This is a genomic window from Pantoea sp. UBA4549 (assembly GCF_002387285.1).
Taxonomy (GTDB): Bacteria; Pseudomonadota; Gammaproteobacteria; order Enterobacterales; family Enterobacteriaceae; genus Pantoea; species Pantoea borealis.
On record NZ_DGLH01000018.1, the window covers coordinates 192,545 to 207,728 of the forward strand.

The window sequence follows — 15,184 nt, forward strand, 5'->3', positions numbered from 1 at the left end:
ATAACCAGGACGGGAAAACCTGATTGCTCCCCGGCCCTGGCTTTACGGCTACGCAAACTTACTCTGCGCTATCACCGTCTTGTTGTGGCTGCGATTGAGCGCTCTGATTGCTTCCGCCGTGGTGGTAGTTACTGCTACCGCCGCCGCCCGCATTATTACTGTGATGCGAAACCGGACGCGAAGGAACCACGGTAGAGATGGCGTGCTTATACACCATCTGGCTCACTGTGTTTTTCAGTAAAATAACGAACTGATCGAAAGACTCAATTTGTCCCTGCAGCTTAATGCCGTTCACCAGATAAATCGAAACCGGAACACGTTCACGACGCAGTGCGTTCAGAAACGGGTCTTGTAATGATTGCCCCTTAGCCATTCTATCTTTTCCTTATATGCTTGTTGTTTGTTACTTAAGAACCGTGGTTCAGAAAAACTACGTAAAAATTTGCGCACGCTAACCGATCAATTGTACACAATCAGCCCTGCTTAGCACTAACTACCTGAAGTACCGTGTCGCGGGCTGTTTCAGGCGCATCACTGTCTAACCAGTGCACACCCTCCCAGCCTCGTAACCAGGTCATCTGGCGCTTGGCTAACTGCCGGGTGGCGCAAATTCCCCGATAAACCATATCGTCGTAACTGATTTCACCTGAAAGATAAGACCACATCTGGCGATAACCGACACAACGAATGGAAGGCATGTCCGTATGCAAATCACCTCGCGCAAAAAGGGCGCGAGCCTCCGCCTCAAAGCCTGACGCTAACATCTGGTCGTAACGCAATGCAATGCGCTGGTGCAGCATTTCACGATGCGCCGGAGCGATCGCAAACTGGTGCACATCGTAGGGTAGCGCTTCACCGGACGTTTTTGTCAGTTCCGTTAAAGTTTTACCCGAAATAAAAAAAACTTCCAGTGCTCGCGAAAGTCTCTGCGGATCATTCGGATGAATACGACTGCCGGCGACCGGATCGATTTCACACAGCTGGCGGTGCAGGGTTTCCCACCCCTGTTCAGCCGCCGTTTGCTCTATTTGCTGACGTACTTGTGGATCGGCCGGGGGCAGCGGCGACAATCCTTCAAGCAACGCTTTAAAATAGAGCATGGTTCCACCAACAAGCAGCGGAATTTTACCTTCCCGGGTAATCTCCGCCATTTCAGCGAGCGCATCGCGACGAAATTCAGCGGCAGAATAACTCTCTGCCGGATCGCGTATGTCAAGCAGACGGTGAGGAGCCAGCGCCTGCTCTTCAGCCGAAGGTTTTGCCGTTCCTATATCCATCCCGCGATAGATCAGGGCGGAGTCAACGCTAATCAGCTCTACCGGCAGCTGCTGGCGCAATGCAATCGCCAGTGCAGTTTTGCCGGAGGCGGTTGGCCCCATCAAAAAAATCGCCTTTGGCCGGCCAGCCTGGTTTAGTTCACTCATGCTTCAACGCGTTAATCGCGCTCTCAATCTCTAACGTCTGTAACAGACCTGAAGGCGGCGATTTCAGCAGCTGCGGACAGAGCCGCTCCAGCTCCGCCAGTAGCGCAATCGCCTGCGAGTGATTCCAGTGTGGCTCCTCTGCATCCTCACGACGTGCCAGCCATTGGGCCAGTATGGACGCAGATACCTCTTGCTGCCGGGCCAGGTAGCCTAACAGTTCTGGAATCAAGATTTGTAAATTTTGTGTTCTTAACGGTAAAGGCACCGCGCGCAGGGTGACGTGCTGCCCATCCCGTTGTAAATCTATGCCCATCTGCTGCAGCAGCGCCGCCCGGGTGGTAATGACCTCCTGCTCGCTGGCGGCAATTTTCAGCCGTACCGGTATCAGCAGCGGTTGCGGCTTAAGACCTTCTTCTCCTGGCTGAAGCTGCGCCTGTTTTAGCCAGCGCGATGCGACAGGCAGCGAGAGCAGCTGCAGTGCCGGGCCGCGCTCCAGCAGCGCATAGCGTTCGCGTACGACGCTGAGCACGCGGCCAAAGCTCTGTGCATGTGCTGCCAGCGGTGTCTCGGGCGTGGCCTGATGCGTGGTCTGACGCGTCGTCTGTGGTGCAGCTGGTGCCGGTGCCGGTGCTGGTCCGGATGGCGTTTTCAGCAGCTGCTGATAGGCGGCCCCCTCACGGGCGCGGTACGCAGGCTCTTTATGCTGCCAGCCTGCGCCTGCGCCTGCGCTTCCGCTGCGGGCGGGAGCACTGTCGCGACGGCTGGCGGCGGCGTTATCATCAGGACGGTGCGGTGCAGCAGCGGGCTGAGCAAAATGGTTGCCGCCGGCAGCCTGCCGGTTCTCTGGCTGCCACTGTGCAGCGGGCTCTTTTGCAGCAACGTCCGGCAGCGCCGGACTGCGGCTCGCCTGCAGCACGCTCATCACGCCCTGCCAGATAAAGTCATGCACCAGCCGTGACTGGTGAAAACGCACTTCATGCTTGGCGGGATGAACGTTGACATCAACCTGATGCGGGTCGATCTCCAGGTAGAGTACATAGGCAGGCTGCTGATCGTCGCCACCCTGGGCCTGCCAGGCCTGTCGGATAGCATGATTGATCAGCTTGTCGCGCATCATACGGCCGTTAACATAGCAATATTGCAAATCGGGGATTTGCCGTGCGCCAGCCGGATCGGCTACCCAGCCGCGCAGCGCGAGATCGTCATGCTGCCAGTCAATGCGCAGCGCATGCTGCATAAATGCCGTACCGCAGATCGCCCCCAGACGTCTTTCCTGCTGCGACGTCTGCGACACGCCGCGGTACTGACGCACCAGTTTACCGTTGTGCGTCAGCGAAATGGCGACATCAAAACGCGCCAGCGCAATGCGACGGATCACCTCATCAATATGGGTAAACTCCGTTTTTTCCGTGCGCATAAATTTACGCCGGGCCGGCGTATTGTAGAACAGATCCAGCACCTCCAGCGAGGTGCCCACCGGATGGGCCGCCGGCTTAACGGTGACCTGCATGTCACGCCCTTCGGCGTAAGCCTGCCACGCTTCCTGCTGATCGGCCGTGCGTGAGGTCAGCGTCAGGCGAGAAACCGAGCTGATGCTGGCCAGCGCTTCGCCGCGAAAGCCAAGGCTGGCGATCGCTTCCAGATCGTCCAGCGACGCAATCTTACTGGTGGCGTGGCGTGCCAGCGCCATCGCCAGCTCAGCTTTGGGAATACCGCAGCCGTTATCGCGGATGCGAATAAGCCGGGCTCCGCCTTTTTCAATATCAATATCAATACGCGTTGCGCCGGCATCAAGGCTGTTCTCCACCAGCTCTTTTACAACCGATGCCGGACGCTCAACCACTTCGCCCGCGGCAATCTGGTTTGCCAGCTGCGGTGGTAAAATTTGTATAGGCATGGTGGTGATCCTTGTATGTCGCTTGCTGGCCCGGAGGCCAGCGATCAGGATTGAGGAATTTTTAAATTTTGCCCCAGCATCACATTGTCTGACTTCATATTATTGGCCTGCATGATCGCTTTCGGGCTTACGCCGTAACGCACGGCAATAGCCGTCAGTGAATCACCGCGTACCACCTTGTGGCGCGCCGGACGTGCAGCCGTGGTGCTGACGCGACTGCCGGCTGGTACTTTCAGGCGCTGCCCCACCCAGACCACGTCGCGCTTCAGCTTATTAAGCTCGCGCAGCGTTGCCATGCTGACCCCATACTTCGCGGCGATACCTGACAACGTTTCGCCGCGCGTTACCGTATGGCGCTGCGTCACGCCCGTATACTGTACGGTTCCGCTGGCCGGATTGCTGGCGACGCTAACCGCTGGCACGCTGTCCAGCGGCCGGTTTTCCTGCTTTGGGACGGACTGTAACGGATGTGCGAGGAAATAACTGCGCAGGCCTTTATGGATCGCCTGTGCAATTTTTTCCTGGTACGCACTGCTGCCAAGCAGCCGCTCCTCCCCGGCGTTACTGATAAAGCCGGTTTCAACCAGTAAAGATGGAATATCAGGTGAACGCAACACGCCAAGGCTGGCGTGCTCCGGCAGCCGTTTATGCAGCGGCGTAATGCCGCGTAACTGCTGCAGAACTTTGACCGCTACGTCATAGCCAACGCGCTGCGAATGCCCGAACTGCAGGTCCAGCACGGCCTGGCTGAGATAGGGATCGGCCTGACTGTTCGCCAGCAGATCGCCCGCCCCGCCCAGCAGCTCAGACTGTTTCTCTTTCTGCTCCAGCCAGTTTGCCATTTCGTTATTGGCACGCCGGTTCGACAAAACCCAGACAGAAGCGCCCGTTGCCGAATGGTTTGGCGCCGCATCGGCGTGGATCGACACCAGCAAATTGGCGTTCTCTTTACGGGCAACCTCTGAGCGCCCCATGACCGAGATAAAGTAATCACCGTTGCGCGTCAGCACCGGTTTAAACATCGGGTCCCGATCCAGTAGCGCTTTAAGCTTGCGTGCAATGGCGATAGTGACGTTTTTTTCCCGCAGGCCGCGCTGCCCCATCGCGCCCGGATCCTGTCCGCCATGGCCGGCGTCAATCGCCACAATCACCGCGTCGTTCAGGGTAACCGCTCCGCCCGGGCGTGTTGTGGTGTTGCTGTTGGTCACTGAAGTGACCGGATTCCCGTCAAACGGATTGCCCTGGCTGCTGGCGACGCTGGCGCTCTGGCGCGCAGCGGTAACCGGTGCGGCTGCGGCACTGCTGCGGTTCACCGGCTGCGTGCCGCGCAGCGTAAACACTACACGATAGTTATTCCCGTCACGCTGTGTCGCCGCGCGGGTTTTGGTCGTCTGGTTAAGATCAAATACCAGCCGGATGCTTTGAGCATCTTTGGGCTGGCTGTTGCGAATGCGCTGAACGATATTTTCACCGCTGAAGCTCAGCGGCAATCCTTTTATGGTGCCGCTCTGACGAATATCCAGCACTACACGGTTAGGGTTATGCAGCGGGAAAAAACCGTAGACCGGCTGGCCGTTGAAGCTGAGCGTCACTGTCGCCTGATTCGAGCCGTTCTCAACTTTGATATCTGAAAGCGTGGCGGCAAATGACGTAGCGGAAAACAGGCAGAGCACGGCCAGCACGATGCTTTTTATCCGTGCTCTCATGCCGGATCTCCCTGCTGCATCTGATCAAGCAGCGCGGCACCCCTGGCGGAAACCGCAGTGATTTCTGCTTCGCGGCCCGTTTCTGCGTAACGCAGCGTCAGCGACAGATCGGGCTCGGGCAGAAAGCCTGCGCCCTGCTGCGGCCATTCAATCAGACAGAGTGCCTCACCGCTGAAATAGTCGCGGATACCCATAAATTCCAGCTCTTCCGGATCGGCCAGGCGATAGAGATCAAAATGATAGAGGGTGCGTGTTCCTATCTCATAGGGTTCAACCAGCGTATAGGTCGGGCTTTTAACATTGCCCTGATGACCGAGCGCCTGCAGAAAGCCGCGGCTGAACGTCGTTTTACCTGCTCCCAGGTCACCGTACAGATAAATGACGGCCGCGCTGCTGCAAACGCGGGCCAGTTGCGCACCCAGTTTCAGGGTTGCCGCCTCATCGGGCAAAGAAATTACACAGGTTTTCATGCGTTATTGTTGCATCATCTCTGGATTAACAAACTGCCACAGTTGTTCAAACAAATCAGTGGCTAACATACCGCGCGTTCCGTGATGGCGGGCAACTGCATCTGCCGCTGCGCCGTGTACCACGCAGCCCGCACAGGCTGCTTCAAATAGCGAAAGCTGCTGGCCCAGCAGTGCTGCAATGATACCGCTCAGCGTATCGCCCATGCCGCCCGATGCCATACCGGCGTTACCCACATCAGCAATCGCGACGTCTCCTGCGGCACTGGCAATGACCGTCCCGGCGCCTTTCAGGACCACTACCCCGCCATAGCGCCGTGCCAGCGTCTGCGCGGCCTGCAGGCGATCGTGCTCAATTTCACTGGTTTTCACCCCCAGCAGCCGGGCCGCTTCGCCGGGATGCGGCGTAATGATGCGATTCTGACGGTTATCGGGATTGATTGCCAGCAGGTTAAGCGCATCTGCATCCCAAAGCATCGGCTTTTCACTGGCAGCAACCTGCTGCAGCGCCTGCTGTGCCCAGTCGCGCTGTCCCATGCCCGGTCCAATCGCCACGACATCCGCCCACGCCAGCGCGTTGTGCAGTTTTTCAGGCGTAAATGCATCAACCATCAGCTCAGGGCGCGCGGTAATAAGCGGCCCGATATTATCAGCCTGCGTCAGCACGCGTACCAGTCCGGCGCCGCTGCGTAGTGCCGCCTCACCGGTCATACGGATCGCGCCAGCGGTTCCGCTGTCGCCGCCAATAATCAGCAGCTGCCCGTGATCGCCTTTATGTGAGGTTGCTTTACGCGGTTTAAGCCAGTGCGTCAGATGCTCCGCTGCATAGCGCCGGACAGGCGCCTGTTGCCCGCTGAGCCAGGCATCAAGGCCCAGCGTATCGCAGTGCAGCTCACCAACATGATCGCGTGCTTTCCCCGTCAGCAGACCCGGCTTCAGCGCGATCATACTCAGTGTGCGACTGGCGACGACCGCCACACCCGGCGTGACACCGGTTGTCGCCAGCAAGCCGGATGGCGCATCAATAGCCAGTACCGGCGCGGTATGCTGATTGATCGCCTCAATCAATGTTGTATACGGTGCCGCAGGCGCACGGCTGAGGCCGGTGCCCAGCAGCGCGTCCACAATCAAATCGACCGGCTCCGGCCATACGCTGTCTGCAGCATGGATCTCGCCACCCGCCTCCAGCCAGGCTTCGCGCGCCTGTCGTGCTTCGTCAGGCAACGGCCTGCTGCCTTCACACGCCAGCAGCGTGACTGCAATGCCCGCTGCCTGAGCCAGTCGCGCAATGACGTAGCCATCACCGCCGTTGTTGCCATGGCCGCACAGGATCAGCCAGTGTTTTGCCTCAGGCCAGCTCTGACGCGCCAGCGTAAAGCTCGCCTGACCGGCGCGCTGCATCAGTTCATACAACGTCACTCCCAGGCTGTCAGCTGCCTCCTGCTCCAGCTGCGCCATGGCCTGCGCAGGCCAGACAGAGTGTGGTAAACTGCGTGCGTTTGCATCAACTGCCTGGTTTCTCATGTCATATCCTCTCGATCTTCAACAGCTTGCTCAACAGATTAAACAGTGGGGGCGCGATCTCGGCTTTCAGCAGGTTGGCATCTGTGATACCGATTTACGTGCCGAAGAGCCAAAGCTTCAGGCGTGGCTGGACAAGCAGTATCACGGTGAGATGGCATGGATGGCGCGCCACGGCATGATGCGTGCGCGTCCGCATGAACTGCTGCCCGGCACGCTGCGGGTGATCAGCGTCCGCATGAACTATCTGCCCGCAAAAGCGGCTTTTGCCCGGACCCTGAAAAATCCTCAGCTTGGCTACGTCAGCCGCTATGCGCTGGGTCGCGACTATCACAAAGTATTACGCAATCGCCTGAAAAAGCTCGGAGAAATGATCCAGTCACACTGCAGCGAACTCAATTTTCGCCCGTTTGTGGATTCTGCTCCCGTGATGGAGCGCCAGCTGGCAGCGAAAGCGGGACTTGGCTGGACCGGAAAACATTCGCTGATCCTGAATCGCGAAGCAGGCTCATGGTTTTTCCTCGGGGAACTGTTGATCGATCTGCCGCTGCCGGTTGATGTTCCCCAGGAGGAGCAGTGTGGCCGCTGCGTCGCCTGCCTGACAATCTGTCCGACCGGTGCCATTGTGGAACCTTATGTCGTGGATGCGCGGCGCTGTATCTCTTATCTCACCATTGAGCTGGAAGGTGCGATCCCTGAAGCGTTTCGTCCGCTGATCGGCAACCGTATTTATGGCTGTGATGACTGTCAGCTGATCTGTCCCTGGAATCGCTACAGTCAGCTGACGGATGAAGCGGACTTTTCACCGCGTGCGGTGCTGCATGCACCAGAGCTGACGGCGCTGTTTGGCTGGGATGAGGCGCGCTTTCTTCGCGTAACGGAAGGTTCAGCAATTCGGCGAATTGGTCATCTGCGCTGGCTGCGCAATATTGCCGTGGCGCTGGGTAATGCGCCCTGGTCAGCCGAATGCGTAGCAGCGCTGCAACAGCGGCGTGGCGAGCATCCGTTGCTGGATGAGCATATTGACTGGGCACTGGATCAGCAGCAGCAGAAGCGCGCAGCGGAGGTTATTGAGGTACAGCCTGCGAAAACGCTGCGTTTAGTACGCGCCGTGGAAAAGGGCCTGACGCGTGATGCATGATTGAGCGCTCCTGCTGCACACAGGTTTGTCCACACGCTGTGCATAAGATTTTTTCATAAAAACAGTGACGTGGGGGCGCCTGTGGTCTATAGCGCTCATTAACATAATGAAATACTAATTTAGCTATGTTAAACAAACACTTATACAGCATTTGTAAACTTATATTCACCAGATAACGCGCAGGGGTCGAGCCAGAGCTTGTGGATAACTCTGTTCAAAAGGGTTTTGCATAGTGGGTATAACGCCGCCTTTCAGGCGCGGGCAAATTGTGGATAACTTGCAGCGGTATGCAGCAAACCATCGGCAATATCGACGCTGACACAGCGTGTGTAATGATCAGAACAACGCAGGCTGCAAAAGGAACAAACGCAGTGCTTAATGTCTGATAGCGCCCGCAGGCAGGAAACAATCGTGAATAAGAAAACTGGAGCGGGAAACGAGACTCGAACTCGCGACCCCGACCTTGGCAAGGTCGTGCTCTACCAACTGAGCTATTCCCGCAAAGAGGTTACTACAAAACAGATTCTGGAGCGGGAAACGAGACTCGAACTCGCGACCCCGACCTTGGCAAGGTCGTGCTCTACCAACTGAGCTATTCCCGCATTATCGTTGATATTCACCCTGCTGCTACGCGGCAAAGCAAAACATCTGATATTGGTATCTGACTACATCTTTAAATCTGGAGCGGGAAACGAGACTCGAACTCGCGACCCCGACCTTGGCAAGGTCGTGCTCTACCAACTGAGCTATTCCCGCATCATTATTGCGATTATCTGAACCGGCGCAACCTGCACGCTGGGGATAAACGCTGATACTTTACTGCTGCGCACCACACGAAATTCTTCATCGGTACGGGGTGCGCATTATACGAGAATTCGTTTTTGCCGCAAGCCTCTTATCGCAAAATTTTGCGCTTTCAGCGCGTTTGCTGATTTAATCGACAAAATGATGCTTTACTGCGCATTTCAGGCCGTTACAGCTGTAAAAAGTGCTCGCGATAGTACGCCAGTTCCGCAATCGACTCGCGAATATCATCCAGCGCCTGGTGTGTACCCGCTTTTTTAAAGCCTGGCAGAATCTGTGGCTTCCAGCGCCGCGCCAGCTCTTTCAGGGTGCTGACATCCAGATAGCGGTAATGGAAGTAAGCTTCCAGCTCCGGCATATAATTAAACAGAAAGCGGCGATCCTGGCCGATGCTGTTGCCGCAAATAGGTGAGGTATTAGCAGGTACCCACTGCTGAAGAAACGCCAGCGTGGCCTGCTCAGCCGCGCGATCGTTATGCTGACTCGCTTTGACCCGCTCTACCAGACCGCTGCCGGTATGAGTACGCACATTCCACTCATCCATCAGGGCCAGCTGCTCATCAGACTGATGCACCGCCAGCACCGGCCCCTCTGCAAGAATGTTTAAGTTTGCGTCCGTGACGATAGTCGCGATCTCAATAATGCGATCGCGTACCGGATCGAGTCCGGTCATTTCAAGGTCGATCCAGATCAGGTTATTTTCGTTTCCAGCTGTCATCTATTTTCCATCCGTTACCAGTGTCGTCATTCGACCGCGTTAAGGTGTATCATAGACGTTTTGCCCAGCGGGGCGAAGCCTGGCGAAAGCGTGAGAGGATGCGTGAGCAAAAATAAACTGTCGAAGGGTCAACAACGTCGCGTAAGCGCAAACCATCAGCGTCGTCTGCAGCAACGGAGTGAAAAACCGGAGCCTGATGACAGCCTGTTTGGCGATGCGTCTGAGGGTGTGGTGATCAGCCGCTTTGGCATGCACGCAGATGTCGAAGACCAGGCGGGTGAAGTGCATCGCTGTAATATCCGCCGCACTATCCGCTCGCTGGTTACCGGCGATCGCGTGGTGTGGCGCGCAGCGAACGAAAATGGCGGTAAAGGGATCGTTGAAGCGGTACACGAGCGTAAAACCGTGCTGACCCGGCCAGATTTTTACGACGGCGTAAAGCCTATCGCGGCCAATATCGATCAGATCATGATCGTGTCAGCTATTCTGCCGGAGCTCTCTTTAAATATTATCGACCGTTATCTGGTCGCCAGCGAAACGCTGGGTATTGAGCCATTACTGGTCCTCAATAAGATCGATCTGCTGGATAGTGACGCGCGCGCGTTTGTTGATGAACAGATGGATATCTATCGCCATATTGGCTATCGCGTGCTGATGGTCTCCAGCTACGCACAGGATGGTCTGAAAGATCTGGAAGCGGCACTGACCGGGCGCGTCAGTATTTTTGCCGGCCAGTCAGGCGTGGGTAAGTCGAGCCTGCTGAACCGGCTGCTGGGGCTGGACGTCGCCGGCAGCGAGATTTTGACCAATGATGTCTCAGATGTGTCCGGCCTGGGACAGCACACCACGACCGCCTCCCGTCTTTATCACTGCCCGCACGGCGGCGATGTGATTGACTCGCCCGGCGTGCGTGAGTTTGGCCTGTGGCATCTTGAGCCGGAACAGGTTACCCGCGGGTTTGTGGAATTTCGTGAATTTCTCGGCAGCTGTAAGTTCCGCGACTGCAAGCACGATACCGATCCCGGCTGCGCAATCCGCGAAGCGGTAGAAAATGGCCTGATTAACGCATCGCGCTTTGATAATTACCACCGTATTCTGGAGAGTATGGCGCAGGTAAAAACGCGTAAAAACTTTTCTGCCGATGAAGATTGATCGGTAAAACGACATAGTCGCTAACTCACCGGGGCGCTGCTACAATCCGCCCCCCTTTTTTACGTAAACCACAGGTATTAAGCCAGGAGGCAACGGTGTTTGATCGTTTTAAACTCGGCCTGAATCATATTCTGCCCAAGAAGGCGCTGACCGAACTCGCCGGCTGGGGCGCCAGTCGCCGCGGTGGCTGGCTGACCAAAGCGGTCATTGATGCTTTCGTCTGGTTCTATAAAGTTGATATGGCGGAAGCCAGTAAGCCGCATACCGGCAGCTATCGCACATTCAACGACTTCTTTGTCCGCCCGCTGAAAGAGGGTGCCCGCCCTGTCGATCCCGACGCTTCGCTGCTGGCGCTGCCGTGTGATGGCGCGATCAGCCAGCTGGGCCGTATCACCGGCGATCAGATTTTTCAGGCGAAAGGACACTACTATACGCTGCAGGCGCTGCTGGCAGGCAACGACGCGCTGGCAGAGAAATTTATTGATGGTGAGTTTGTCACCACTTATCTTGCTCCGCGCGACTACCACCGGGTGCATATGCCCTGTAACGGTATCCTGCGTGAAATGATCTACGTGCCGGGCGATCTGTACTCCGTTAACCCGCTCACGGCGCGCAATATCCCTAATCTGTTTGCCCGTAATGAACGCGTTATCTGCGTATTTGATACCGATCACGGCCCGATGGTACAGATTCTGGTGGGCGCCACTATCGTCGGCAGTATTGAAACTGTCTGGGCAGGGACCGTAACGCCGCCGCGTGAAGGCGTGATCAAACGCTGGCGCTATCCGTCTGCTGAACATGATGGTGCGGTCGTGCTGCTAAAAGGTCAGGAGATGGGCCGTTTCAAACTTGGCTCAACCGTGATCAACCTGTTTGCGCCTGACCGGGTAAAACTGGCGGAAAGCCTGGAGGCGGAAAGCAAAACCCGTCTCGGCCAGCCGCTGGCTATTGCACTGCCGCAGTCTGGCGACAGCGCCCCGCTGACTCACTAATCAGAGACCTGCTCCCGTGCGCGCCTTTCTTGTCCTGCTGCTGAGCCTCGCGCTCAGCAGCCCTCTCTATGCCGCCTCCCTTCCCTCCACCACGCAGCTGCAGCAGGAACTGGATGAGGCGAAATCCGCTAAAAACAGTCCTGCGCAAACTGAACAGGTGCAGGCGCTGGAAGCGGCCATCAATTTTCTCTCTGAACGCAGCGATTCACTGGAGCGGGCGAAACAGTATCAGCAGGTGATCGACGATTTTCCCCGGCTGGCACGCGAACTGCGCCAGCAGATCGCCGCGCTGAATGAGACCAGCAAACCCGTACGCAGCAATATGAGCAATGCGGAACTGGATCAGGAGATACTCCAGGTCAGCAGCCAGCTGCTGGAAGAGGGACGGCAGGCGCAGCAGGAGCAGGACCGCGCGCGTGAAATCAGCGACTCACTGGCGCAGCTGCCGCAGCAGCAGACCGATGCGCGCCGTGCCATGACTGAAAATGAGCGCCGCGCGCAGGGGGTTTCCAACACCGTGTCAGCGTCACCCCTTGCCCAGGCGCAGATTTACGCCCGCCAGGCGGAAAGCGCAGCGAGTAAAGCCCGGGTGGATGAGCTGGAACTGGCGCAGCTCTCTGCCAATAACCGTCAGGAGCTGGCCCGCATGCGGGCAGAAGTGCATCAGCGGAAAGCCACGCAGCTCGATAACTATCTGCAGGCGCTGCGCAGCCAGCTGAATAACCAGCGTCAGCGTGAGGCGGAACTGGCGCTGGAGCGTACGGAACAGCTGGCGGAAAACAGCGGCGATCTGCCGCCTGCCATTAGCGAGCAGCTGCGTATCAATCGTCAGCTCTCTGCAGATCTGAATCAGCAGGCGCAGCGTATGGATCTGGTCGCCTCTCAGCAGCGTCTGGCGACTAATCAGACGCTGCAGGTGCGCCAGGCGCTGAGTACGCTGCGCGAGCAGTCACAGTGGCTGGGCGCCTCTAATTTGCTGGGTGAAGCCCTGCGCGCGCAGGTGGCCCGTCTGCCCGATATGCCAAAAGCGCAGCAGATCGATAGCGAAATGGGCGAGCTGCGGGTGCAGCGGCTGCACTATGAGTCACTGCTGGAGCGTCAGCAGGCTTTACGTAAAGAGAAGCAGGATGATGGCACGCCTTACACCAGTGAGCAGAACCGGATTCTGGACGCGCAGCTGCGCACGCAGCGTGAACTGCTTAATTCGCTGATCTCCGGCTGCGATACGCTGATTCTGGAGATCACCAAACTCAGGGTATCAAACACGCAGCTGCAGGATGCGCTCAGCGAAGTCAAAGAAGCGACGCATCGTTACCTCTTCTGGACAGCGGATGTCAGTCCGGTTGGCCTGAAATATCCACTGGAAGTTGCGAGCGCACTCACCCGTCTGCTGTCGCTGGATACGCTGGGCCAGATGGGTAAAGCGCTGGCCATGATGTTTACCAGTCGCGAAACGGTGCTGCCGATTATGGGCGCGGTGCTGCTGGTGGGTTTCAGCATCAGCTCACGCCGTCACTACAACGCGTTTATGGCGCGTGCTGCCAGCCGCGTGGGCAAAGTGACACAGGATCGCTTTAGCCTGACGCTGCGTACGGTATTCTGGTCCATTCTGGTGGCGCTGCCGTTGCCGGTGCTCTGGGCGGCACTGGGCTATGGCCTGCAGCATGCGTGGCCCTACCCGTTCGCCGTGGCAATAGGCGATGGCATCACCGCCACGCTGCCGCTGCTGTGGGCGTTTATGATCAGCGCCGCTTTTGCCCGTCACGACGGCCTGTTTGTCGTGCACTTTCGCTGGCCGCAGACGCGGGTGGCGCGCGCCATGCGCTACTATTCGCTGACCGTGGGGCTGATTGTACCGCTGATTATGCTGCTGATCGCCTTTGGCAATCTGGAAGATCCGCAGTTTTCCGCGACGCTGGGCCGGCTCTGCTTTGTTCTGATCTGCGGCGCGCTAAGCATTGTTACTGTCAGCCTGAAGCGCGCCGGCATTCCGCTGTATCTTGATAAAGAAGGCAACGGTGACAATTTTGTTAACCGCGTCCTGTGGAACCTGATGATCGCCATCCCGCTGGTGGCCGCCTTCGCCTCCTGCATTGGCTATCTGGCAACCGCCCAGGCGCTGCTGGCACGTCTGGAAACCTCAGTCTGTATCTGGTTCTTCCTGCTGGTGATTTATCATATTATTCGCCGCTGGATGCTGATTCAGCGCCGGCGCATTGCGTTTGATCGTGCCCGCCAGCGTCGTGCCGATATGCTGGCCAACCGCGCACGCAGTGAAGAGGAAAAAGAGCAGCAGAGCGCGACCAATACTGACACGATTGAAATTGATGAGCCGGTGATCGACCTTGATGCCATCAGTGCGCAGTCGCTGCGACTGGTGCGTTCCATCCTGACGCTGATTGCGCTGGTATCGGTGATCCTGCTCTGGTCGGAAATCCACTCTGCGTTTAGTTTTCTCGATAACATTCCGCTCTGGGATGCCAGTACCACCGTTCAGGGTGTTGAGAGCGTGCAGCCTATCACGCTGGGTGCGGTGCTCATCGCTATTCTGGTGCTGATTATCACCACGCAGCTGGTCCGCAATATGCCGGCGCTGCTGGAGCTGGCGCTGCTGCAGCATCTCAGCCTGGCTCCCGGTACCGGCTACGCCATTACAACGCTGACCAAATATGCGCTGATGCTGATGGGCGGCCTGATTGGCTTCTCGATGATTGGCGTGGAGTGGTCAAAGCTGCAGTGGCTGGTGGCTGCACTGGGTCTGGGACTGGGATTTGGCCTGCAGGAAATTTTTGCCAACTTTATCTCTGGCCTGATTATCCTGTTTGAAAAACCAATTCGTATTGGCGATACCGTAACCATCCGCGATCTCACCGGCAGCATTACGCGTATTAACACCCGTGCCACGACCATTACCGACTGGGACCGGAAAGAGATTATCGTGCCCAATAAAGCGTTTATCACCGAGCAGTTTGTGAACTGGTCGTTGTCCGATTCCGTTACGCGTGTGGTGCTGACCATCCCGGCACCGGCGCGCGTCAACAGTGAAGAAGCCACGACCATACTGAAACAGGCGGCTGAGCGCTGCACCTACGTGCTGGATATGCCGCCGCCGGAAGTCTACCTGGTGGATCTGCAGCAGGGTATTCAGCTGTTTGAGCTGCGCGTGCATGCGGCAGAGATGGGACATCGTATGCCGCTGCGACATGAGCTGCATCAGCTGATCCTGCGGGGCTTTGCAGAACATAACATTGAAATGCCCTTCCCGCCTTTCCAGGTGCGTATGGAAACGCTGGGACGCAAAACGCCTGCCGGCAATGGCACGGCGGCCACCCAGACCTTCAGGTCTGGCGGACTGTAACAAA

General features: G+C 57.3%; 11 protein-coding genes and 3 tRNA genes. 4 read left to right on the forward strand and 10 right to left on the reverse strand.

What is annotated here, in order from left to right; translation table 11 throughout:
- Positions 1 to 58 precede the first annotated feature (58 nt).
- From hfq to nnr, 6 genes are all read right to left on the reverse strand, one after another.
- Complete coding sequence (hfq, locus tag B3041_RS16650) at positions 59 to 373, reverse strand: RNA chaperone Hfq (RefSeq protein ID WP_039380637.1); 315 nt, start codon at positions 371 to 373, stop codon at positions 59 to 61.
- Positions 374 to 473: 100 nt separating this feature from the next.
- A complete protein-coding gene (miaA, locus tag B3041_RS16655; RefSeq protein ID WP_292977347.1) occupies positions 474 to 1,424 on the reverse strand; it encodes a tRNA (adenosine(37)-N6)-dimethylallyltransferase MiaA in 951 nt (316 codons plus the stop codon).
- Complete coding sequence (gene mutL / locus B3041_RS16660) at positions 1,417 to 3,321, reverse strand: DNA mismatch repair endonuclease MutL (protein WP_292977349.1); 1,905 nt, start codon at positions 3,319 to 3,321, stop codon at positions 1,417 to 1,419. The genes miaA and mutL overlap by 8 nt, the downstream gene beginning before the upstream one ends.
- A 44-nt stretch (positions 3,322 to 3,365) precedes the next feature.
- Complete coding sequence (gene amiB / locus B3041_RS16665) at positions 3,366 to 5,027, reverse strand: N-acetylmuramoyl-L-alanine amidase AmiB (protein WP_292977351.1); 1,662 nt, start codon at positions 5,025 to 5,027, stop codon at positions 3,366 to 3,368.
- Complete coding sequence (gene tsaE, locus B3041_RS16670; protein WP_292977353.1) at positions 5,024 to 5,497, reverse strand: tRNA (adenosine(37)-N6)-threonylcarbamoyltransferase complex ATPase subunit type 1 TsaE; 474 nt, start codon at positions 5,495 to 5,497, stop codon at positions 5,024 to 5,026. The genes amiB and tsaE overlap by 4 nt, the downstream gene beginning before the upstream one ends.
- Positions 5,498 to 5,500: 3 nt before the next feature.
- Positions 5,501 to 7,018: a bifunctional ADP-dependent NAD(P)H-hydrate dehydratase/NAD(P)H-hydrate epimerase gene (gene nnr / locus B3041_RS16675; RefSeq protein ID WP_292977355.1), complete on the reverse strand. Its 1,518-nt coding sequence runs from the start codon at positions 7,016 to 7,018 to the stop codon at positions 5,501 to 5,503.
- Between nnr and queG the strand changes: the two genes are divergently transcribed.
- Positions 7,017 to 8,156, forward strand: coding sequence for a tRNA epoxyqueuosine(34) reductase QueG (queG, locus tag B3041_RS16680; RefSeq protein ID WP_292977357.1), 1,140 nt, complete (start codon positions 7,017 to 7,019; stop codon positions 8,154 to 8,156). The two genes, nnr and queG, sit on opposite strands and share 2 nt — an antisense overlap.
- Before the next feature lie 425 nt (positions 8,157 to 8,581).
- On the opposite strand, the gene B3041_RS16685 is transcribed toward queG, so the two are convergent.
- The 4 genes from B3041_RS16685 to orn all read right to left on the reverse strand — a co-directional run bounded on the left by B3041_RS16685 (position 8,582) and on the right by orn (position 9,678).
- Positions 8,582 to 8,657, reverse strand: a tRNA-Gly gene (locus tag B3041_RS16685).
- 25 nt (positions 8,658 to 8,682) lie between these two features.
- Positions 8,683 to 8,758, reverse strand: a tRNA-Gly gene (locus tag B3041_RS16690).
- Positions 8,759 to 8,836: 78 nt separating this feature from the next.
- A tRNA-Gly gene (locus tag B3041_RS16695) sits at positions 8,837 to 8,912 on the reverse strand.
- Between the two features lie 217 nt (positions 8,913 to 9,129).
- Complete coding sequence (gene orn / locus B3041_RS16700) at positions 9,130 to 9,678, reverse strand: oligoribonuclease (protein ID WP_065648084.1); 549 nt, start codon at positions 9,676 to 9,678, stop codon at positions 9,130 to 9,132.
- A gap of 102 nt (positions 9,679 to 9,780) precedes the next feature.
- On the opposite strand from orn, the gene rsgA reads away from it, so the two are divergent.
- The 3 genes from rsgA to mscM all read left to right on the forward strand — a co-directional run bounded on the left by rsgA (position 9,781) and on the right by mscM (position 15,180).
- Positions 9,781 to 10,830 carry a small ribosomal subunit biogenesis GTPase RsgA gene (gene rsgA, locus B3041_RS16705; protein WP_292977359.1) on the forward strand — a complete coding sequence of 350 codons (1,050 nt, stop codon included), beginning with the start codon at positions 9,781 to 9,783 and terminating at the stop codon, positions 10,828 to 10,830.
- A 95-nt stretch (positions 10,831 to 10,925) separates the two neighbouring features.
- The gene (gene asd / locus B3041_RS16710) at positions 10,926 to 11,822 is read left to right on the forward strand and encodes an archaetidylserine decarboxylase (RefSeq protein WP_292977361.1); all 897 of its coding nucleotides are present in this window, start codon (positions 10,926 to 10,928) and stop codon (positions 11,820 to 11,822) included.
- A 16-nt stretch (positions 11,823 to 11,838) separates the two neighbouring features.
- Positions 11,839 to 15,180 carry a miniconductance mechanosensitive channel MscM gene (gene mscM / locus B3041_RS16715; protein ID WP_292977363.1) on the forward strand — a complete coding sequence of 1,114 codons (3,342 nt, stop codon included), beginning with the start codon at positions 11,839 to 11,841 and terminating at the stop codon, positions 15,178 to 15,180.
- The last annotated feature ends 4 nt before the right edge of the window (positions 15,181 to 15,184 follow it).